This is a genomic window from Umezawaea endophytica, from assembly GCF_025061645.1.
In the GTDB taxonomy this organism is placed as follows: domain Bacteria; phylum Actinomycetota; class Actinomycetes; order Mycobacteriales; family Pseudonocardiaceae; genus Umezawaea; species Umezawaea endophytica.
The window spans coordinates 29,240-49,244 of sequence record NZ_JANYMP010000043.1 but is presented as its reverse complement, the minus strand read 5'-3'; the positions used below and the strand labels follow the sequence as shown (position 1 = coordinate 49,244).

Genomic DNA, 20,005 nt, shown 5'->3' with positions numbered 1-20,005 from the left:
CGCCTTCCGGGCGCACTGCGGACCGACTCGTCACCGGCGGCGGCGAAGTGACGAGACCACACTTGTTCCATCCGGCGGAACGTAGTTCCATGAACGGACCGAGCACATAGTGTCACCGCACAGCCACGATCGGAAGGCATCACCGCCATGGAAATCCGGCACGCGACCCATCCGTCCGCCCTGGCCGCGCTCGACACCGACCAGTTGCGGGAGCGCTTCCTCGTCGAGGACCTGTTCGTCGCCGGGGAGGTGAAGCTCGTCTACTCGCACGAGGACCGCGTCGTGGTCGGCGGCGCCTCCCCCCTGCCGGGTACGCCGCTGGAGCTGGAACCCGCCGACGCGCTGCGGGCCGACACGTTCCTGGCCCGGCGGGAACTGGCGGTCGTCGTGGTCCGCGGTTCGGGCAGCGTCACCGTCGACGACACCGAGCACAAGCTCGACGCCCGCGACTGCGCGTACGTCGGCCGGGGCGCGACCGTCGTGCGCTTCCAGGCCGCCGAGGAGGGCACGCGCTTCTACCTGTTCTCCACGCCGTCGCACGCCGAGTTCCCCACGGAAGTCGCGCGGTACGAGGATGTTGACGCCCTGCACCTCGGCGACCAGTCCACGTCGAACGTCCGCGAGATCCGGAAGTTCGTGCACGCGGACGGGATCCGGTCCAGCCAGCTCGTGCTGGGCATGACGACGTTGGCGCCCGGCAGCGTGTGGAACACGATGCCGCCGCACACCCACGACCGGCGCACGGAGGCCTACCTGTACTTCGACCTGCCGGACGAGCACCGGGTGGTGCACCTGATGGGTGAACCGCACGCGACGCGGAACCTGGTGGTGCGCAACGAGGAGGTGGTGATCTCGCCGAGCTGGTCCGTCCACAGTGGAGCCGGCACGCACGCGTACTCGTTCGTCTGGGCCATGGGCGGGGAGAACCAGGCCTACGACGACGTGGAACCCGTCGCGGTGACCGATCTCCGCTGAGCCGAGGAGCCCCGTGGACCTCTTCTCCCTGCGCGGGCGGACCGCGCTGGTGACCGGCGCGCGTTCCGGCATCGGCCGCGCCATCGCGCTCGGGTTGGCCGACGCGGGCGCGGACCTGGTGCTGCTGGGGCGATCCGCGGACTTCGGCGACGTGCCGGACGCCGTGGTGGACACCGTCGTCGTCGACCTCGCCGACCCGACCGCGGTCGAACGCGCGGTGGCCCCGGTGCTCGCCGAGCGCCGGATCGACGTGCTGGTGAACAACGCCGGGACGATCCACCGCGAACCCGCGGCGGACGTGTCACTGGCCGACTGGCGGCGGGTCCTGTCGGTCAACCTGGACTCGGTGTTCGAGCTGAGCCGGGTCGTCGGCGGGCGGATGCTCGACGGCGGTGGCGGGAAGATCGTGAACGTCGCGTCGCTGCTCAGCTTCCAGGGCGGCGTCACGGTTCCGGCGTACTCGGCGAGCAAGCACGCGGTCGCGGGCCTGACCAAGGCGCTGGCCAACGAGTGGGCACCGCACAATGTGCAGGTGAACGCGATCGCTCCCGGATACATCACCACCGACAACACCGCGGACCTGCGCGCCGATCCCGGCCGTGAGCCCGCGATCCGAGGCCGGATACCCACCGGCCGGTGGGGCACGCCGGAGGACGTGGTCGGCGCGGCCGTGTTCCTCAGCTCGCGGGCGTCGGACTACGTGAACGGGCACGTGCTCGTCGTTGACGGCGGGTGGCTGGGCCGGTGACGGACACCGCGGTGGAGAAGACGTTGGCCGTGCTGGAGGCGCTGGCCGACCACTCGCGGATCACCGACATCGCGCGGGTCACCGGGCTGCCCAAGTCGACCGTGCACCGGCTGCTGCAAGCCATGGTGGACCGGGGTTTCGCCGCCGTCCGGTCCGACGGCGGCTACCTCGCGGGCCCGAAGGTGCTGGTGATGGCCGGGAAGGTGCTCCGGCCGGTGGACACCGTGGAACGGGCGCGCCCCGCTCTGCGGGCCCTCCGCGAGGAGTCGCTGTGCACCGTCCACCTGGCGATGCTGGTCGGCGACGAACTCGTCTACGTGGACAAGGTCGAGGCCGATAAGCCCTACCGGATGCCGTCCCGGCTGGGCATGGGCTTGTCCGTGCACTGCTCGGCCATCGGCAAGGCCGTGCTGGCGTCACTGGCGCCCGCCGAGTTCGACGCGCTGGTCGCCCGCGTCACGCTCACCGGCCGCACGCCGAAGACCATCACCACCGAGGACCGGCTGCGGGCCGAGGTGGCCGAGGCCCGCCGCGTCGGCTACGGCTTCGACGACGAGGAGAACGAGATCGGCATCCGCTGCGTCGGCGCCGCGATCCGCGACCACACCGGCGCCGTCGTCGGCGGTATCTCGGCGTCCACCCTGGCCATGGAGCACACGATGGACCAACTGGCCGCACTGGGCCCGCGCGTCCTGCTGGCCGCCGGAGCGGTGTCGACCGCGCTGGGGTACGTGGACGCCTAGCCCCGGTGCAGGGCCGTGACCAGGGCGTCGATGGCGATCCTCGGCTTCACGTTCATCTCCAGCGCGTCGCGGCACGCCAGGACGGCTTCCAGCCTGCGCAGCGTGGACTCCGGGGTCCACGTGTCCGCCGCCGTGCGGGCGTCGGAGGCGCGGTCGGGGTGGTTGAGCCTGGCCGGGGAGCCGGTGGCGGTGACCAGGACGTCGCGGTAGAAGCCCGCCAGGTCGACCAGGGCCGTGTCGTAGGAGTCGCGCTGGGTCCTGGTGGCGCGGGACTTCTGCCGCTTCTCCAGGTCCTTCATGGCGCCCTTGGCCCCGCGGGTGGCGGCGGCGGTGCCCTTGCCGGTGCCGCCCGCGCCCATCGCGGTCTCCAACGCCGCCCGCTCGTCCTCGTTGCGGGACTCGTTGGCCGTGGTGGCGTCGCCCTCCGCGGCGGCCACGAGCTGGTCGGCGCAGGTGAACACGTCCTGGGCGCGGCGGACCGCCAGCGGGATGCGCAGCACGGACTCGCGGCGCTTGCGGACCTGCTCGTCGGTGGCCAGCCTGCGCGCGCGACCGACGTGGCCCGCGCACACCGACGCGGCCCACTGGGCGACCTCGGCGGAGACGCCGTCGCGGTGCTCCAGCACGTCCGCGATGGCGGAGGGCCTCGGCGAGCCGAGCGGGATGATCCGGCACCGCGAGCGGATCGTCACGGAGACGTCGTCCGGGTGGTCGGAGGGGGCGCAGAGCAGGAACACCGTGCGGTCCGGCGGTTCCTCGACGGCCTTCAGCAGGGCGTTGGCGGCGCCCTCGGTCAGCCGGTCCGCGTCCTCGATGATCACGACCTGCCAGCGGCCACCGGTGGGCCTGCGGGCGGCGGCCTGGACGAGCGCGCGCATCTCCGCGACCGAGATCGACAGGCCCTCCGGGGCCACGAACCTGACGTCCGCGTGGGTTTCGGCGACCGTGGTGTGGCAGCCGGGGCAGTCGCCGCAGCCCGGCCGGTCGTCGACCGTCGTGCACTGCAAGGCCGCGGCGAACGCCTTCGCGGTGTCCGAACGGCCGGAGCCGGGCGGGCCGGTGAACAGCCAGGCGTGGGTCATCGTGCCCGGAGCCGGGGTGCCGCCCGCGACGATCGTCGCCGCCGCCTCGGCCGCGGCGGACAGGACCTCGACGGCAGCGGGCTGGCCGACGACGTCGGCCCACACGCTCGTGTTCATGAACTCTCCACAACGGGCTGGGCCTCGACGGGCTGGGGCGCCTCCGGGACGCGGCGTTCCGCGAACAGCGGGAGGACCGCGGCGCGCACGCGTTCGGCGACCTCGTCCTCGGTGCCGTCCGCGTCCACGACCACGTAGCGGTCGGGGTCGGCGGACGCCATCTCGGTGAGGAGGCGCTGCACGCGCCAATGGTGCTCGATGTTGTCGAACGGCCGCTTGGCGGGCTTGCCGAAGACGGTCTCGTTCAGCGCGTCGACGGGCATCGTCACCGGTGAGCGGTCCAGCAGGATCGTCACGTCCGGCCGCAACCGGCCGGTGGCCCAGTCGACGAGGCCCTCCACCTCAGCGGGCTGGACGCTGCCGACCGCGCTGAAGTGGGCTAGCGGGCTGTCGACGTACCGCTCCATCACGACCAGCGCGCCGCTCTCGAGCGCGGGCCGCACCTCGCGTTCGACCACGTCGGCCCGGACCGCCGCGGCGACCAGCGCGTGGGCGCGGACGCCCGCCAGGTCCACCGTGGACAGCATGCTGCGGAGGCGGTGCTCGTCCAGGTCCGGGTCGCTGGCCAGCAGGACTTCGTGGCCCTCGGCGCGCAACGCCTCGGCCAGCCTGCGGGCCTGGACGCTGGTGTCCTGGCGGGTGTCGCCCTCGACCGTGATGAGCAGGCCCGCCGACGACTTCGACTTGCCCCGGATGGCGGCGAACAGCTCGGACAGGATCGGCTCGATCCGCCGGTTGTCCATCTGCCGGTAGGCGATCAGCCCCACGACGGCGGCCAGCACGCCCGCGCCGAACATGACCGGACGGGTGCCGTCGACGTTCATGGGGTGGTTGAACAGGGTGATCGTGCGGGGCTTCAACACGGTCACCAGCAGCGGCGTCACCACCGTCGACAGGCCTAGGATGATCTTCATCAGGGACTGGACGAGCGCGACCATGCGCCCACGCATCGAGTCCTCGACCTGCGAGCCGATGATCGTCAGACCGGTGAGGAACGCGATGCCCGCGCACGCGCCGACCATGGCCACCGCGATGAGCGCGATCCACAGGTGCGGGGCCAGCGAGACGATCACCAGGCTCAGGCCCGCGCAGACGATCGTCAGGCCGAACAGCCGGTTGTACGTCAGGCGGCGGGCGAACCGGGGCGCCAGGGCCATGCCGCTGGCCAGGCCGATGAAGACCGCGATGAACAGCAGGGCGAACGCGCTGTCGCCGCCGAGGAGGCTCAGCGCGTACAGCTTGGCGCAGCCGATGACCGCGCCCGCCGCGGCGAACGCGCCGATCATGCCGATCACCAGGCCGCGCACCAGCGGGGTCCGCCAGGCGTAGCGGAGGCCGTCGCGCATCATCGCGAAGAAGCCGACCTTGTCCTCGGCGCTCTCCTTCTTCTTCGCCGCCGTCGCCCGGCCGGACAGCTCCGGGATGCGCGTCGCGACGAGGACCGCCGAGGTGATGTACAGCAGGCCGTTGACGACGACCGCGATGATGGCCACCCGGAACACGACGTTGTCGCTGGTCAGGTGCAGGTAGCCGGGGATGCCGGAGATGAGCGCGTAGAGGCCGAAGCCGCTGATCGTGGAGATGCCGTAGGTCATCACCAGACCGAGCTGGTTGGCCGACTCCACCTGGTCCGGCCTGCGCAGCAGGTTCGGGACCGCGGACTCCTTGGCCGGGATCCACAGCATCGCGCAGCAGCCGACGAGGAAGTTGGCGATGAACAGCCACCACGCCGCGCCGACGAACGCGATGGACAGGAACAGCCCGCCGCGGGCCAGGTCGCACGCGACCATCACCTTGCGGCGGTCGAACCGGTCCGCCAGCACCCCGCCGAGCGGCGCGAACAGGATGCCGGGCAGCAACTGGGTCAGCACGACGGCGCTGAGCGCGAAGCCCTCCCAGCCGTAGCCCTCGGCCAGCTTCGTGACCAGGCCGGTCAGGGCGAGCAGTGACAGCCAGTCACCGACGCTGCACAGGTAAGTGACACCCCACAGCCGCCTGAACGGCCTGATCGCCAACACGCTGCGCAACCGGTGGGTCGCCGAAGCCGCGCCTGCCCCGCCCGAATCGAGCTGACCTGCGTTGTCGCTGTCCTGGATGTTGTCCACCCCCTGTAGGCCACCCACCGATCAGCCTAACCGCGGCCGACCCGGCGGGTGCGCACAGTCAGCGGATTGCGTCCAACAACGCTTCGACGACCTGCCGGATGACGTTGAAGAACACCGACCCGATGATCAGCAACGCCACCAGGCAACCACCGAACGCGGAACCCCGCGACTTGGGCCGCTCGGTCTGCGGCATCCGCTGCGGGGACGTCGCCTGCGGGTGCGCCAACGGGGTCGGCGCCACCGGTGCCTGGTACTGCACGCGGTGAGCGCTGACCTGCATCTGCGGGGGCAGCGGCTGGCGGGCGCGCACCGGCCGGGCCCGCTGCTCGTGCAGCATCGCCGTCCGGATCGCCTGGCGGGCCAGCTCCGGGTCCGGGACGACCGGCACGAACGCCGGGGCGGGCGGCACGACGGCCTTCGGCCGGTACCGGGTCTCCCCCGTGACCAGACCCGCGAGGGCGTCCGGGTACACGGGTGGTGGCGGCGGGGCCTGAGTCCCGTCGGGTCCGAACTCTCGTGGTCCAGGCACCGCCACCCCCTGAGGTCAGCTCTTCGTCTTGGCGGGCGCCTTCTTGCGCGGTGCCGCCGGCTTCTTCGCCGCGGGCTTCTTCTTGGTGACCGGACCCTTGGCGCGCTTCTCGGCCAGCAGCTCGGACGCGCGCTCGTCGGTGAGGCCCTCGACACTGTCGCTCTTGCGCAGCGACCCGTTGGTCTCGCCGTCGGTCACGTACGGGCCGAACCGGCCGTCCTTGACCACCATCGGCTTGCCGGACACCGGGTCGTTGCCCAGCTCCTTGAGCGGCGGGGCGCTCGTCGCCGAACGGCCGCGCTTCTTCGGCTCGGAGTAGATCTTCAGCGCCTCGTCGAGCGTGACCGTGAACAACTGGTCCTCGCTCGTGAGCGAACGCGAGTCCGTGCCCTTCTTCAGGTACGGCCCGTAGCGCCCGTTCTGCGCGGTGATCTCGGCCCCGGTCTCCGGGTCCTTGCCGACGACCCTGGGCAGCGACAGCAGCTTCAGCGCGTCGTCCAGCGTCACGGTGTCCAGGGACATGTCCTTGAACAGCGAGCCGGTGCGCGGCTTCCCCTGCTTCTTGGCGTCAGCGGCCTTCTTCGCGGTGGTCTTCTCCTCCGCCGCGGGCTCCGGCAGGACCTCGGTCACGTACGGCCCGAAGCGGCCTTCCTTCGCCAGGATCTCGTTGCCGCTGACCGGATCGACACCCAGCGAACGCCCTTCCTGGGGGGTCGAGAACAGCTTCTCGGCCAGCTCCAGGTTCAGCTCGTCCGGCGGCATGTCGTCGGGCAGGTTGGCGCGCTGCGCGGTCGGGTCGCCGTTGTCGCCGACGACCTCGCGCTCCAGGTACGGGCCGTAGCGACCGACCCGGACCACGACGGGGCGGCCCTCGTCGTCGTCGAACAGCACGATCGAGTTCACCAGGCGGGCGTCGATCTCCTCGACGCTCGACCCGACGAGCTTCTTCAAGCCACCGGACCGGCCGATGGAGCTCTCCGGGCCGACGCTGCCGCCGAAGTAGAAGCCGGACAGCCACGTCGTGCGCTGCTGGCGACCCGCGGCGATGCCGTCCAGCTCGTCCTCGAGCGCGGCGGTGAAGTCGTAGTCCACCAGGCGGCCGAAGTGCTGCTCCAGCAGCCCGACCACCGCGAAGGCGACCCACGAGGGCACCAGCGCGGACCCCTTCTTCCACACGTAGCCGCGGTCCTGCACGGTGCTGATGATCGACGCGTACGTCGACGGGCGACCGATCCCCAGCTCTTCCATCGTCTTGATCAGGCTGGCCTCGGTGAAGCGCGAGGGTGGGCTGGTCGAGTGGCCGTCGGCGGTCAGGTCCGCCGCCGTGATGGCCTGGTCCTTGACGAGCTGCGGCAGCCGCGACTCGGCGTCGTCCGACTCGCCACCGGCCTCGGCGTCGACCGTCTCCACGTACGCCTTGAGGAACCCGGCGAACGTGATCGTGCGGCCGGAGGCGGAGAACGTGCACTCCTCGCCGCTCGCCGCGTTGCCGACGATCCGCACCGACGTGGTGTTGCCGCGGGCGTCGTTCATCTGGGACGCGATCGTGCGCTGCCAGATCATCTCGTAGAGCTTGAACTCGTCCGAGTCCAGCTCGCGGGCGACCTCGCCGGGCGTCCGGAAGACCTCACCGGCGGGGCGGATCGCCTCGTGCGCCTCCTGCGCGTTCTTGACCTTGCGGGTGTACTGCCTCGGCTGGGCCGCGACGTACTCCGCGCCGTAGAGCTGGGTCGCCTGCGTGCGGGCCGCGGTGATCGCGGTCTCCGACAGCGTCGTGCTGTCGGTTCGCATGTAGGTGATGTAGCCGTTCTCGTACAGCTTCTGCGCCGTGCGCATCGTGCGGTCCGCGGTGAAGCGGAGCTTGCGGCCCGCCTCCTGCTGGATCGTCGACGTCATGAACGGCGCGTACGGCTTCCGCGTGTACGGCTTCTCCTCGACGCTCGCCACGGTCAGCGGCACGTCCACCAGACCGGCGGCCAACGCCCGCGCCTCGGCCTCGTTCAGCAGCCGCACCTCGGACCCGGCCTTGAGCTTGCCGTCCGACCCGAAGTCGCGGCCGAGCGCCAGCCGGACGCCGTCGACGGCGACCATGCGCGCGCCGAAGTTGCGCGGCGTCGCCTCGGCGCCCGCGTCCATCGTGGCCGAGATGTCCCAGTAGGAGGAGGAGACGAACTTCATCCGCTCCCGCTCGCGCTCCACCACGATCCGGGTCGCCACCGACTGCACGCGGCCCGCCGAGAGCTTCGGCATGACCTTCTTCCACAGCACGGGGCTGACCTCGTAGCCGTAGAGGCGGTCGAGGATGCGGCGGGTCTCCTGCGCGTCGACCAGGTCCTGGTCGAGGTCGCGCGGGTTCGCCGCGGCGGCGAGGATCGCGGGCTCGGTGATCTCGTGGAACACCATCCGGCGGACCGGGATCTTCGGCTTCAGCGTGTCCAGCAGGTGCCACGCGATGGCTTCACCCTCGCGGTCACCGTCTGTCGCGAGGTAGAGCTCGTCGACGCCCTTGAGCAGTTCCTTCAGCTCGGCGACGGTCGCCTTCTTGTCCGGCGTGACGACGTACAGCGGCTCGAAGTCGTGGTCGACGTCGACGCCGAGGCGAGCCCACGGCTGCCCCTTGTACTTCGCGGGCACGTCGGCCGCGCCACGCGGGAGGTCGCGGATGTGCCCCTTGGACGACTCCACGACGAAGTTGCTGCCGAGGTACGACGCGATTTTGCGCGCCTTGGCGGGCGACTCGACGATCACCAATCGGCGATTGCCGTCACCCGTAGCCCCGGAGCCGTTTTTCGTCCGTGTCGATCCAGCCACGCTGTCCCGCTCTCTTCCAACCCTGTGCTTCGACCCGCCAGTGTGCACTGTCGACCAGCCCCGCTGGGCAGGCCTGGTCCGGACAGGGTGACACAAGGACCCTCTATCGCCCGTTGGGAGGACCCGGCGTGGCGGACGGCCAGTCGACTTCCGCCACCCCTCCCGGAGGCTCCCCGACCAGTTCCGCGAGCCTCGCGAGCCTGCGCCTGCCGATCACCCGCAGCACCGGCCCCCCGGTCGGTCCGGTGGCGAGCGTCGCGGGCAAACCGGAGCCGATCAAGGCCGCTAGCAGCGGTTCGTGCGTTTCCGGGGCGTCCGGGTCGAGCCCGAGCGCGTAGGCCGAATCGACCCGCCCGCCCGACACCATGGCCCAGAACCTGAGCACCGCCCCGTCCAGTTCGAACTCCGACGGCACCGCCTTGGCGGCACCCCCGCGCAGCCATTCAGCGGCCAAATGGGTGAGATCCGCGCGGAACGCCGTGCGGACCAGCGCGCCGCGCTCCTCGACGGCCGCTATCTCCGCCACGACGCCCCGCCTGCCGCACTCGGTGGCGAGCGCGGTCGCCCGACCCCGGTCCGCGACCACGACCGACACGCGGGCCGCCGTGCCCCGCCCGAAACCCATCGCCTGGCCGGGCCCGCACAGCAGGCCCGCCAGGTCGCCAACCCCTGGTTGGCGCGCCTCGGCTGAGTAGAAGGACAGTTGCCCCACGCACGGAGCGTAGAACACCTGTTCGACCTGTGTCAGCTCCCGAACGCCGCGCGGACGTCAGAACGTCCGCGCGGCGACCCGGAACAAGATCAGGAGGTCGGCGGCGTGGACGTGCTGCCGCTCGCGCCCTCGATGGCCTTGCAGTTCGGGGCCTTCTTCTCGGCATCGGCCAGGTTCGAGCGGACGAGCACGCCGTCGAAGTCCTCGCCGACCTTCGCCACGGCCTGCATGTCGGTCGCGACCTGCGTGAACGCGGCGGCGATCGACGCCGGGTCCTGCGGGTTCGCGGCCTCGACACCGGTCTTGGCCTTGTCGAGAGCGGTCTTGAGCTGCCCGAAGATGTCCGCGGCGGCCGTGGCCAGCTTCTCGGAGTCCGGGTGCGGACCCTTCTTCAGGTCGTTGAGCTTGCCGACGGCGCCGTCGACGGCCTTGGAGCCGTCACCGAGCCACGCGGCGAACTGGGTCTGCATCTTCGCCGGGTCGGTCGTGTCCAACTGGGGCTCGGTGGACAGCGTCTTGATGACGTCGAGGCTCGCGCCGCAGACCTTGTCGATCCACTGGACGGTCTCGTCGCCGCCCGCCACGGCGGCCGAGGAGGAGGTGCCGGCGCTGGTCGAGCTGCCTCCGGTACCGGAGGCCGTGCCCGCGGTCTGCGAGCCGCACGCGGTGATGGAAAGGGCCGCGGCGGCGAAGACGCCGACCACAGCGAGGCGGTGCCTCATGGAGAACTCCCAGTGCAATCGAGTCGAGCGGAGAGGGGCGAACCTACCTCCCCGATGGGCCATCCGGAGGTGGTTTTCCACCGTTCGGCGTCTCGTGCTCCAATCGAGACCAGTGCTCAGGACGTGGTCGTGGGGGCAACGCCGCTGGTAGGAGCGTCGCCGGTGGTGGCGGGGTCGCGGATCGACTGGCACTTCGGTGCTTTTTCCGCTGCCGCGAGCAGTTCGGGGCTCGCCTGGAAGTCCTTGAGGGGTTCGGCGAACTCGGTGAGCTTCGCGATGGCCTCGCCCGCCGCCTGCAAACCACCGCTGGGGTCGGCCGCGTCGGCCTGCTCGACCTTGGCCTTCGCGTCGGTGAACACCTTCGCGACCTCGTCGAACGTGCCCGCCATCTTCGCCACCTGCTCGTCACCTCCCGCGACCGGCGAGGGTCCGACGGCCCGCAGCCCGGCGGCGGACTTGGCGAACGCGTCGGCGAGCTGGCCCATGTACGCGCTCATGTCGGCCTTGAGCTTGGCGGGATCGGTCGCGTCGAGCTTGGGCGGCGTCTTGGCCGCGTTCGCGAACCCGGAGGCCGCCGCGCAGACCTTGTCCACGTACGCCACAGCCGGGTCCGCGGTCGGCGCGGTCGACGAGGTGCCGGGCGAACCGCTGCCGCCCGACGTGCACCCGGCGACGAGGGCCGCGGTGGCGAGCAGTGCGACGAGGCTGAGCCTCATGTCCATCTCCCTGGATCGGGTCGTGGTGTCCCGTCCAGTGTGAACCGAGAAGGCGCGTCCCGATCGGTGAGGACCCGGACGCGCCTTCTCGGCGTGATCAATCGACCTGGCTAGGCGGCGCCGTTGGCGACCGTCTCGGCCGGGCTGTCGGCGATGGCGGTGCCGCGGCGCTTGGACACCACGACGGCCCCCACGATGATCGCCACGGCGACGAACGCGATCGACAGGCGGATGCCCGTGGACGCGTCGGCGCCGATGGAGAAGGTGATGATGGCGGGCGCGATCAGCACCGACACCAGGTTCATCACCTTGATCAGCGGGTTGATGGCCGGGCCCGCGGTGTCCTTGAACGGGTCGCCGACCGTGTCGCCGATGACCGTCGCGGCGTGGGCGTCGGAGCCCTTGCCACCGTGGTTGCCGTCCTCGACCAGCTTCTTCGCGTTGTCCCACGCGCCACCGGAGTTGGCCAGGAACACCGCCATCAGCGTGCCGGTCGCGATGGCGCCCGCCAGGTAGCCCGCCAGCGGGCCGACGCCGAGGCCGAAGCCCACCGCGACCGGGGCCAGCACGGCCAGCAGGCCGGGGGTGGCCAGCTCGCGCAGCGAGTCCTTGGTGCAGATGTCGACGACCTTGCCGTACTCCGGCTTCACCGAGTAGTCCATGATGCCGGGGTTCTCGCGGAACTGGCGGCGCACCTCGAACACGATGGCGCCCGCGGCCCTGGTCACGGCGTTGACCGCGAGACCGGAGAACATGAACACCACGGCCGAGCCGATGATCAGACCGACCAGGACGTTCGGCGTGAACGCGACGAAGTCGGCGTTGTCGAACGTCGAGCCGACCTTGGCCAGCGACTGCGTGATGGCGTCCTTGTAGGAGCCGAACAGCGCGGTCGCCGCCAGCACGGCGGTGGCGATGGCGATGCCCTTGGTGATGGCCTTGGTGGTGTTGCCCACCGCGTCCAGCTCGGTGAGGATCTGCGCGGCCTCGCCGTCGACGTCGCCCGACATCTCGGCGATGCCCTGCGCGTTGTCGCTGACCGGGCCGAACGTGTCCATGGCGACGATGACGCCGACCGTGGTGAGCAGGCCGCAACCGGCCAGCGCCACCGCGAACAGCGCCACGATGACCGAACCGGACAGCAGGAACGCGCCGTACACGGCGGCACCGATCACCAGCGCGGTGTAGACGGCCGACTCGAAACCGACCGAGATGCCGGACAGGATGACCGTCGCGGCACCGGTCAGCGACGTGCGGCCGACCTCCTTGACGGGCTTGTGCTCGGTGCCGGTGTAGTAGCCGGTCAGCCAGAGGATGACGCCCGCGAGCACGATGCCGATGATCACCGCGATGGCCGCGATCAGCGCCGGGTTGCCGCTGGTGCCCTTGATCTCGTCCGACACGCCGTCCAGGTTCGCGAACGAGCTGGGCAGGTAGACGAACGCCGCCACGGTGCACAGCACCGCGGAGATGACCGCGGAGATGTAGAACGCCCGGTTGATGGCCGACAGGCCGTTCTCGCCCGGCCGCGCCTTGGTGGTGTACACGCCGATGACGGCGGTGATGACACCGATCGCGGGGACGATCAGCGGGAACAGCAGGCCCTGCGCGCCGAACGCGGCGGTGCCGAGGATCAGCGACGCGACCAGCATCACGGCGTAGGACTCGAAGAGGTCCGCCGCCATGCCCGCGCAGTCACCCACGTTGTCGCCGACGTTGTCGGCGATCGTCGCGGCGTTGCGCGGGTCGTCCTCGGGGATGCCCTGCTCGACCTTGCCGACCAGGTCGGCGCCGACGTCGGCGGCCTTCGTGAAGATGCCGCCGCCCACGCGCATGAACATCGCCAGCAGCGCGGCGCCGAACCCGAAGCCCTCCAGCACCTTCGGGGCCTGGCCCGCGTAGACCAGCACGACGACAGCGGCGCCGAACAGGCCGAGGCCGACGGTCATCATGCCGACGACACCACCGGTGCGGAACGCGATCCGGGTCGCCTTCTCCCGTCCGCCCTCCTCCTTCGACGCGGCCGCGACGCGCACGTTCGCGCGGGTCGACAGCCACATGCCGAGGTAGCCGATGCTGGCGGAGAACACGGCGCCGAAGATGAAGAACAGCGACCTGCCGATCCGCTCGTTCAGGTCGTCGGCGGGCAGTGCGAACAGCAGGACGAAAACGATCACCACGAAGGGTGCGAGCGTGCGGAACTGCCGATTGAGGTAAGCCGCTGCGCCCTCTTGGACCGCCTTGGCGATTTCCTGCATCTTGGGGGTGCCCTGGCCCGCGGCCAGCACCTCCCTGAGCAGTACGTAGCCGACGGCAAGGGCTGCCAGGGCGACCACGGCGATCACGGCGACAACGCCGCGATCACCTCCGGAGAGTTCAAGGCCCTCCGCGAGGAATTGCCGGGACATCCGTCCTCCTGGTGAGTGTTTGCCCAACAGGGGACCGCATCGCGTCGCGCCACCGGACCGGCCAACCGCGCGTCAGCCCCGACACCACGTGATGCATCCCTCATTGGATGCGATTCGGCGGAGTCTATTCATAGGCCGCAAGCCTGCAACGATCCGTCCCGTACCGTGCACACACCGTTATCTACGCAGGAAGCGGCCCACGGTCGTTCGACGGTGTCAAGATTGTCGGTGCCGTGTGCGAAGCTGCCGACCGTGGCCGACCAGGGACGCCGACTGCTGGAGAGGGTGCTCGCCGGAGTGCCCAGCGGGGAATCCCCGCTCACGCACGTCACCGATATGCCACGTCGCGCCGCCCAGTTGGCGCAATGGCCGTCGTGGGCCGCCGATCCGGTGATCGACTCCCTGCGCTCGTCCGGGGTCGAACAGCCGTGGCGGCACCAGGTCCAGGCCGCCGACCTCGCCTGGTCGGGGCGCGACGTCGTGCTGTCGACGGGCACGGCGTCCGGCAAGTCCTTGGCCTACCAGTTGCCGGTGCTCACGGCGCTGAGCACGGACCCGCGTGCCACCGCCCTCTACCTGGCGCCGACCAAGGCGCTCGGAGCCGACCAGTTGCGGTCCGTCGAGTCGCTGGCCGTGCCGGGCGTGCACGCGTCGTCCTTCGACGGCGACACGCCGATGGCCGAACGCGACTGGGTCCGCGCCTACGCCAACTGGGTGTTCACGAACCCGGACATGCTGCACCGCGGGATCCTGCCGAACCACACCCGGTGGATCAGGCTGCTCAAACGGCTGAGGTACGTCGTGGTCGACGAGTGCCACGCCTACCGCGGCGTGTTCGGCTCGCACGTCGCGCTGCTGCTGCGCAGGCTCCGCCGCGTCGCCCGCAAGTACGGGGCGGACCCGGTGTTCGTGCTGGCCTCGGCGACGGTGACGAACCCCGCGGTCTCGGCGGGCCGCCTGCTCGGCGCCGAGTGCGCCGCCGTGTCGGAGGACGGGTCGCCGCGCGCGTCGCGCACGGTCGCGCTGTGGGAACCGCCGCTCTTGGAGGACTTCGGCGGCGAGAACGGTGCCCCCGTCCGCCGCTCGGCTGGCGCCGAGACGTCCCGCATCCTCGCTGACCTGGTCGTGGAAGGCGCGCGGTCACTGGCGTTCGTGCGCTCCCGCGTCGGCGCGGAGCTGACGGCGATGGGCGCCAAGCGGCTGCTGTCCGAAGTGGACGATTCGCTGCCCGGCCGGGTCGCCGCCTACCGCGCGGGGTACCTCCCGGAGGAGCGACGAGCGCTGGAACGGGCGCTGAGCAGCGGCGAACTGCTGGGTGTCGCGACGACGAACGCGCTGGAACTGGGTGTCGACATCGCGGGCCTGGACGCCGTGGTCGTGGCGGGCTTCCCCGGCACGCTCGCGTCGTTCTGGCAGCAGGCGGGCCGCGCGGGCCGGTCCGGCGACAGCGCACTGGTCGTCTTCGTCGCCCGCGACGACCCGTTGGACACCTACCTGGTGCACAACCCGCCCGCGGTGTTCGACCGCCCGCTCGAGGCGACCGTCCTCGACCCCACGAACCCGTACGTGCTGGCCCCGCACCTGGCGTGCGCCGCGTCGGAGCTGCCGCTGACCCCGGACGGCTTGGCGGCGTTCGGCGGCGACGCGGCCCTGCCCGTGCTGGCCGACCTGGTGGAGCGGAAGCTGCTGCGCCGCAGGCCGAACGGCTGGTACTGGGCGTCGCACGACCGCCCGCACGCGTCCGTCGACATCCGCGGTTCCGGCGGCGACCAGGTCGTCGTCGTGGAGGCCGATTCGGGCCGCATGCTCGGCACCGTCGATCCGGGGGCCGCGCACCGCTCGGTCCACCAGGGCGCCGTGTACCTGCACCAGGGCGAGTCGTACGTGGTGGACGACCTGGACCTGGAGCAGGGTTTGGCGCTCGTGCACGCCGCCCGGCCGGACTGGTCGACGATGGCTCGCGAGACGGTCGACATCACCGTGGTCAGCACGCTGGAGCGGCGGGACTACGGGGGTGTTTCGGTGTGCCTCGGCGAGGTCGAGGTCACGTCGCAGGTCGTCGGCTACCTGCGACGGCTGCCGTCCGGCCAGGTGATCGACCAGGTGCCGCTCGACCTGCCCGAGCAGGTGCTGCTCACCAGGGCCGTCTGGTACACGGTGTCGGAGAAGTTGTTGGCGAGCAGCGCACCGGGTGGCGCGGGTCTGGATCCCGCGCGCGTCCCCGGTGCGCTGCACGCCGCCGAACACGCGGCGATCGGCCTGCTACCGCTGTTCGCGACCTGTGACCGCTGGGACATCGGCGGTGTGTCGACCGCACTGCACGCGGACACCGGGGAGGCGACGGTGTTCGTGCACGACGGTCATCCAGGAGGGGCCGGATTCGCCGACCGCGGCTTCGCCGCTGTGATCCCCTGGTTGGTCGCTACTCGGGAAGCGATCGCTTCGTGTGCGTGTCCGGCTGGGTGCCCGTCCTGCGTTCAGTCGCCGAAGTGCGGGAATGGCAACGAACCGCTGGACAAAGCAGGTGGGATGGCCGTCCTGGGCACTGTTCTCGGGGTTGTCGGGGAGATAACCAACAGCACCCAGGACGGCCAGCTTGGGGGTCAGGCCCGCTCTGCGGCGACCAGCCGCTGAGCACTGGCCTCGAACAGGGAAGGCATCTGCACGGCTTCGACGAGCGCGTCCTGCACGACCCGCGACGCGGGCAGGTTCCAGCCGCAGATCTGCGGCTTGACCCGCCAGTGCACGACACCGTGCTGGACCGGCGACGGCGGCAGCGAGATGTACTCGCCCTTGCCGTAGAGGCGGACGTCGCCGTGCGCCTCCAGGGCGGAGCGCAGCTCCTGGCCGGACTCGACCAGGAACATCCACGCGCCGGAGGGGGTGGCGACGATCGGCACCGGCAGCCCGATGGTGCGCAGCGCCGTGGCGGCCCGCCGCCCCAGGTCGGCGCTCACCTCGATCGCGTCGAACACGTGGCCCGTGGCACCGAGCACGCTGTACGACTGACCGGCCCACCACGCCGCGACCTGGTGCGGCTCCGTGCCGACGCGCTCCTGCCAGTCGCCGTGCACCGGCACCGGACCGTCGGTCTCGACCCCGCCGCGACCGGCCCACTGGACGGCGCCGTTCTCCGAACCGGCCGGATAGGTCCCCGGCAGCACAGGCCACCCGTGCCACGCGAGGCCGACCGCCTCTGCCCGCAGCTCGATGCGGAAGGCCCCGCGCCAGCTATCCGACCACTCCATGCTTTGTCGCCTCCAACTACCTGAACACTGACACTGTGTCGGTGTTGCCGGACACCGTGTCGGTGCCGCTACTCCAATTAACGTCATCCACAGCGCCGGATGTAACTCCCCGTCGACAACTGGTCGGAATGGCACGGCGAACGAAGCCTCCGCTGCGGGCGGCAGAACTGCCGACCGAACCTGAGAACACGCTAAGAGCAACCGCGACCGCCCTGTGAGTCCGCTCACCGTGGATGGATGACCGTTCATCGCGGACGACCCCCCTTCACCCTTCAGCCGGACCCGCCTTGGCCCGAACGCTCACCGCGCCGAACAACGGCACGACCCCCTCGACCGCGACCACCACCTCCCAACCGCTCACCGCGCAGCCGATCAACCGCCCACCACTCCGCTCAACCACCCACCGCGCCCGTTCACAGGCGACCACCACCCCGTCGGGGAGGTGCGCCGCGGCGGCCAGCGCACCCAGATCCGCGGCCCCCTCCACCTCGTGCCGCTTCACCACCACCCCACCGACCTGCACACCACCAGCGATGAGCAGCCCGAACACCACCAACCAGACCACCCCCACCACCGTCACCGACCCCCGATCCCCACCCACCAGCACCTCCTCTCGGTCATGCCCAACGGCCCACCCCACCCAGCCACCAACACCAGACCAGTCCCCGCCCCACCCCCGCCGCTCGTCGTTGACCAACGGTCAACACACCGCTCCGCCATCCGCCCAGCGGCCACCCGCGCCACGGCGGAACGGGTAGACCAGCCATTCCCACTTTTCCCACCACCGCACGTGGACGCGCTCCCACGCCCACCGATTGGGTGACCGGCGGCAGTTCCGCGACACCCGCGTAAGTAAGGAGCGCCTCGGGGTCGTTGCGCGGCACGCAGTGGTGAGAGCGCTCCCCTGGACCGTGCCAACAGATGTGGACCCAGCCAGGCGAAGGGCTGCGGACGGGCGAAAGGCTGCGGACAGGTGAGGGGCTGCGGACGGGTGAGGAGCGCTTCCGCTGACCGCTGGTCACGGGGTCGGTGCGGGCGTTCCTGTCGGAGGCGCTGTCGTGCTGGTACTCCTCTCTCTTCTGTTGACCGGCGGTCAACCTTCGGACGTCGGTTCGAGCACCGCGTAGGCACGACCGGTCAGGTGAAGACCGGGAAGGCCGCTGCTGGGTCTGGCCGAGACCTCGACGCGGATGGTGTCGCCGTCCGCGTGCACGGTCAGGCGGGCGTTGGGAGGCGCCGCGGACTGGACGATCGAGGCGGCTCGCTCCGGTTCGCCGCGCGCTATCAGGCGTGCCGCTTCGCGGGCGGCGTCCGTGCAGCGGAGTTGATCGACCACGGCCGTGATCGTGGAGACGCCCAGTGCCAGGACGAGCCCCATGGCGAGCAGGTTGATCGCCGTTTCGACCGTCGTCATGCCGCTGTCGTCCAAGCGGCGGCGGGCAGGCGTCATGTGCCTACCGAGAAGGCGCTCTTGACCAGGTCTTCCAGGAGTTGCGAGACGATGTCGCCGCTGAGGACGACGTAGAGGGCGGTCGCCAGGGCCGCCGCGGCGAGGGTGCCGATCGCGTACTCGGCGGTGGTCATGCCGTCGTCGCCGCGGAACGCTTCGCGGATGAGGTGGTGCATCGGTCGCTCCTTACTTCTTGTGGGTCACCACGTCGTGGTGAATCGAGTGGCCAGTCCGATCACGACCGGCAGCACCCCCAGGCAGAGGAAAGCGGGGAGGAAGCAGGCCGCCAGCGGGCCCGCCACCAGGACGGCGGCGCGTTGGGCTCTGGCTTCGGCCTGGTCAGCCACCTGCTCGCGGACGCGCGCGGCCAAGTCCGCCGCCAGTGCCGCGAGCGCGGCACCGGACCGCGCGGTGCGCCGGGCGCCCCTCGCGAGTGGCGCGGTGATCTCGTTGGCCAGGGCCGGGGTCCAGGCGGTCACCGGGTCGGCGCCCAGCGAGAGCAGCGACCCGACCTGGCGCAGGACGACGGCCGCCGGTGGTGACAGGCCGTCCACCACGGCGTGCACGGCGTTCGCCACCGGCAGCCCGGCTCTGAGACAGGCGGCCAGCAGGTCCCACGTGGCGGCGACCGCGAGCGGGTCGTCCACCGCCCGCGGCGCCGGCCGCCGCGGTTTCACCTCCGGCGCGGTCAGGCGGTTGAGCACCGGTGGTGGTGACGGGAGGACGAGCAGGGCCATGGCCAGGAGGAGGAAGGTCATGATCCGACCGCCTGGGTCGTCAGGCGGGTGCTCCACAGGAGACCGGCGCAGATGAGCGCCGCGCCCAGGACCAGCAGGACCTGACCCACCGCGGTGGAGGTCAGGACGTGCAGCGGTCCGGTACCGCTCACCTCGCCGAGCACGATGCCGAAGACCGGGAGCCCGGCCAGCACCGCCGCGCTGGCCCGCGGCCCCGCCATCCGCGCCGTGACCTGGCCCGCGAACGCGACTCGGCGCTCCAGGTCGCGGCGGACCGCGTCGAGCACGTCGGCCAGGGGAACGCCGTGGTGGTCGGACAGCCGCCAAGCCCGCGCCAACGGCCCCAGCGCGGCGGTGAGTTCGGGTCTGGTGCGGGACATCGTGTCGAGCGCGGTGTTGACGTCCCCGCCGAGGCGAGCGGTGGAGGCGATGCCGGCCAGCACCGTCGCGGCCGGTTCTTCGGCGTCCTGCGCGGCGCCCGCGGCCGCGGCGGCCGGATGGGCGCCTGCCTTGAGTTCCGCGACGAACGCCGCCAGACCGTCGGCGAGCGCCGAGGTGGCCGTGAGGCGGGATCTTTGGTGGGCGCGAGAGCGGAAACCGCGCCACAGAACGGTTCCGACCATCGCGGTCGCGACGAGGGCCGCTGGTCCGGCGAGGAGTCCCATCAGGACGCAGGTCGTCACCACGAGGGCTCTGCGGCTGGGTTTCCTCGGGCGGTGCGGGCGAGGTGGGCCCAACGCGCGGAGTCGTCGGGCCGCCGCCGAGGCTGGGAGGACCAGTAGTGCCGCGGCCAGGACGGCCAGGGGCAACGCGGGTGAAGTCGACATGGTCATGGGGTGGTCTCCTGCTCGGGGTGGGGAATCGCTTTGAGGGCAAGGGAAAGAAAGATCAGTCGGTCTGGG

18 protein-coding genes are annotated in these 20,005 nt (G+C 71.1%); 4 read left to right on the top strand and 14 right to left on the bottom strand.

All coding sequences use genetic code 11. The features are described 5' to 3' along the window. Nucleotides 1–147: 147 nt before the first annotated feature. From kduI to NZH93_RS51130, 3 genes are read left to right on the top strand one after another with little or no spacing between them, the layout of a single operon-like run. Entirely contained in the window at nucleotides 148–975 is an 828-nt protein-coding gene (kduI, locus tag NZH93_RS46095; RefSeq protein ID WP_259629698.1) for a 5-dehydro-4-deoxy-D-glucuronate isomerase, read from the top strand. 13 nt (nucleotides 976–988) lie between these two features. Further along, nucleotides 989–1,723 carry an SDR family oxidoreductase gene (locus NZH93_RS46090; protein WP_259629697.1) on the top strand — a complete coding sequence of 245 codons (735 nt, stop codon included), beginning with the start codon at nucleotides 989–991 and terminating at the stop codon, nucleotides 1,721–1,723. Continuing rightward, nucleotides 1,720–2,466 (top strand): IclR family transcriptional regulator, encoded by a 747-nt coding sequence (locus tag NZH93_RS51130; RefSeq protein ID WP_259629696.1) that lies wholly within the window; start codon nucleotides 1,720–1,722, stop codon nucleotides 2,464–2,466. The genes NZH93_RS46090 and NZH93_RS51130 overlap by 4 nt, the downstream gene beginning before the upstream one ends. On the opposite strand, the gene NZH93_RS46080 is transcribed toward NZH93_RS51130, so the two are convergent. The 8 genes from NZH93_RS46080 to NZH93_RS46045 all read right to left on the bottom strand — a co-directional run bounded on the left by NZH93_RS46080 (nucleotide 2,463) and on the right by NZH93_RS46045 (nucleotide 13,668). Next, nucleotides 2,463–3,665, bottom strand: coding sequence for a DNA polymerase III subunit delta' (locus tag NZH93_RS46080; RefSeq protein WP_259629695.1), 1,203 nt, complete (start codon nucleotides 3,663–3,665; stop codon nucleotides 2,463–2,465). The genes NZH93_RS51130 and NZH93_RS46080 overlap by 4 nt on opposite strands. Next, nucleotides 3,662–5,761: a bifunctional MFS transporter/dTMP kinase gene (locus tag NZH93_RS46075; protein WP_372507013.1), complete on the bottom strand. Its 2,100-nt coding sequence runs from the start codon at nucleotides 5,759–5,761 to the stop codon at nucleotides 3,662–3,664. Before NZH93_RS46075 ends, NZH93_RS46080 begins: the two co-directional genes overlap by 4 nt. A gap of 67 nt (nucleotides 5,762–5,828) precedes the next feature. Next, entirely contained in the window at nucleotides 5,829–6,299 is a 471-nt protein-coding gene (locus NZH93_RS46070; protein ID WP_259629693.1) for a hypothetical protein, read from the bottom strand. 15 nt (nucleotides 6,300–6,314) lie between these two features. Next, nucleotides 6,315–9,110, bottom strand: coding sequence for a type I DNA topoisomerase (topA, locus tag NZH93_RS46065; protein ID WP_259629692.1), 2,796 nt, complete (start codon nucleotides 9,108–9,110; stop codon nucleotides 6,315–6,317). A gap of 103 nt (nucleotides 9,111–9,213) precedes the next feature. Beyond that, nucleotides 9,214–9,822 (bottom strand): hypothetical protein, encoded by a 609-nt coding sequence (locus tag NZH93_RS46060; RefSeq protein ID WP_259629691.1) that lies wholly within the window; start codon nucleotides 9,820–9,822, stop codon nucleotides 9,214–9,216. Nucleotides 9,823–9,911: 89 nt separating this feature from the next. Further along, the gene (locus tag NZH93_RS46055; RefSeq protein WP_259629690.1) at nucleotides 9,912–10,544 is read right to left on the bottom strand and encodes a hypothetical protein; all 633 of its coding nucleotides are present in this window, start codon (nucleotides 10,542–10,544) and stop codon (nucleotides 9,912–9,914) included. 116 nt (nucleotides 10,545–10,660) lie between these two features. Beyond that, on the bottom strand, nucleotides 10,661–11,260 hold the full coding sequence (locus NZH93_RS46050; RefSeq protein WP_259629689.1) for a hypothetical protein: 600 nt from the start codon (nucleotides 11,258–11,260) through the stop codon (nucleotides 10,661–10,663). 110 nt (nucleotides 11,261–11,370) lie between these two features. After that, complete coding sequence (locus NZH93_RS46045; RefSeq protein WP_259629688.1) at nucleotides 11,371–13,668, bottom strand: sodium-translocating pyrophosphatase; 2,298 nt, start codon at nucleotides 13,666–13,668, stop codon at nucleotides 11,371–11,373. A 252-nt stretch (nucleotides 13,669–13,920) separates the two neighbouring features. Between NZH93_RS46045 and sftH the strand changes: the two genes are divergently transcribed. Further along, the gene (gene sftH / locus NZH93_RS46040; protein WP_259629687.1) at nucleotides 13,921–16,302 is read left to right on the top strand and encodes a DEAD/DEAH box helicase; all 2,382 of its coding nucleotides are present in this window, start codon (nucleotides 13,921–13,923) and stop codon (nucleotides 16,300–16,302) included. On the opposite strand, the gene NZH93_RS46035 is transcribed toward sftH, so the two are convergent. The 6 genes from NZH93_RS46035 to NZH93_RS46010 form a co-directional block, all read right to left on the bottom strand. Beyond that, the gene (locus NZH93_RS46035; protein WP_259629686.1) at nucleotides 16,272–16,916 is read right to left on the bottom strand and encodes a bifunctional DNA primase/polymerase; all 645 of its coding nucleotides are present in this window, start codon (nucleotides 16,914–16,916) and stop codon (nucleotides 16,272–16,274) included. The genes sftH and NZH93_RS46035 overlap by 31 nt on opposite strands. Before the next feature lie 265 nt (nucleotides 16,917–17,181). Then, nucleotides 17,182–17,517 (bottom strand): Rv3654c family TadE-like protein, encoded by a 336-nt coding sequence (locus tag NZH93_RS46030; RefSeq protein WP_259629685.1) that lies wholly within the window; start codon nucleotides 17,515–17,517, stop codon nucleotides 17,182–17,184. A gap of 492 nt (nucleotides 17,518–18,009) precedes the next feature. Next, complete coding sequence (locus NZH93_RS46025) at nucleotides 18,010–18,330, bottom strand: TadE family type IV pilus minor pilin (RefSeq protein WP_259629684.1); 321 nt, start codon at nucleotides 18,328–18,330, stop codon at nucleotides 18,010–18,012. Between the two features lie 32 nt (nucleotides 18,331–18,362). Next, on the bottom strand, nucleotides 18,363–18,542 hold the full coding sequence (locus NZH93_RS46020) for a DUF4244 domain-containing protein (RefSeq protein WP_259629683.1): 180 nt from the start codon (nucleotides 18,540–18,542) through the stop codon (nucleotides 18,363–18,365). A 24-nt stretch (nucleotides 18,543–18,566) separates the two neighbouring features. Then, nucleotides 18,567–19,124, bottom strand: a complete 558-nt coding sequence (locus NZH93_RS46015; protein WP_259629682.1) for a type II secretion system F family protein — start codon at nucleotides 19,122–19,124, stop codon at nucleotides 18,567–18,569. Then, nucleotides 19,121–19,936 carry a type II secretion system F family protein gene (locus tag NZH93_RS46010; RefSeq protein ID WP_259629681.1) on the bottom strand — a complete coding sequence of 272 codons (816 nt, stop codon included), beginning with the start codon at nucleotides 19,934–19,936 and terminating at the stop codon, nucleotides 19,121–19,123. The genes NZH93_RS46015 and NZH93_RS46010 overlap by 4 nt, the downstream gene beginning before the upstream one ends. Nucleotides 19,937–20,005 lie beyond the last annotated feature (69 nt).

What these genes read in the sequence shown, in the direction of transcription:
- kduI (WP_259629698.1), top strand. Translation starts at nt 148, where the DNA reads ATGGAAATCCGGCACGCGACCCATCCGTCCGCCCTGGCCGCGCTCGAC.
- NZH93_RS46080 (WP_259629695.1), bottom strand. Translation starts at nt 3,665, where the DNA reads ATGAACACGAGCGTGTGGGCCGACGTCGTCGGCCAGCCCGCTGCCGTC.
- NZH93_RS46055 (WP_259629690.1), bottom strand. Translation starts at nt 10,544, where the DNA reads ATGAGGCACCGCCTCGCTGTGGTCGGCGTCTTCGCCGCCGCGGCCCTT.
- NZH93_RS46050 (WP_259629689.1), bottom strand. Translation starts at nt 11,260, where the DNA reads ATGAGGCTCAGCCTCGTCGCACTGCTCGCCACCGCGGCCCTCGTCGCC.
- NZH93_RS46045 (WP_259629688.1), bottom strand. Translation starts at nt 13,668, where the DNA reads ATGTCCCGGCAATTCCTCGCGGAGGGCCTTGAACTCTCCGGAGGTGAT.
- NZH93_RS46035 (WP_259629686.1), bottom strand. Translation starts at nt 16,916, where the DNA reads ATGGAGTGGTCGGATAGCTGGCGCGGGGCCTTCCGCATCGAGCTGCGG.
- NZH93_RS46025 (WP_259629684.1), bottom strand. Translation starts at nt 18,330, where the DNA reads ATGACGACGGTCGAAACGGCGATCAACCTGCTCGCCATGGGGCTCGTC.
- NZH93_RS46020 (WP_259629683.1), bottom strand. Translation starts at nt 18,542, where the DNA reads ATGCACCACCTCATCCGCGAAGCGTTCCGCGGCGACGACGGCATGACC.
- NZH93_RS46015 (WP_259629682.1), bottom strand. Translation starts at nt 19,124, where the DNA reads ATGACCTTCCTCCTCCTGGCCATGGCCCTGCTCGTCCTCCCGTCACCA.
- NZH93_RS46010 (WP_259629681.1), bottom strand. Translation starts at nt 19,936, where the DNA reads ATGACCATGTCGACTTCACCCGCGTTGCCCCTGGCCGTCCTGGCCGCG.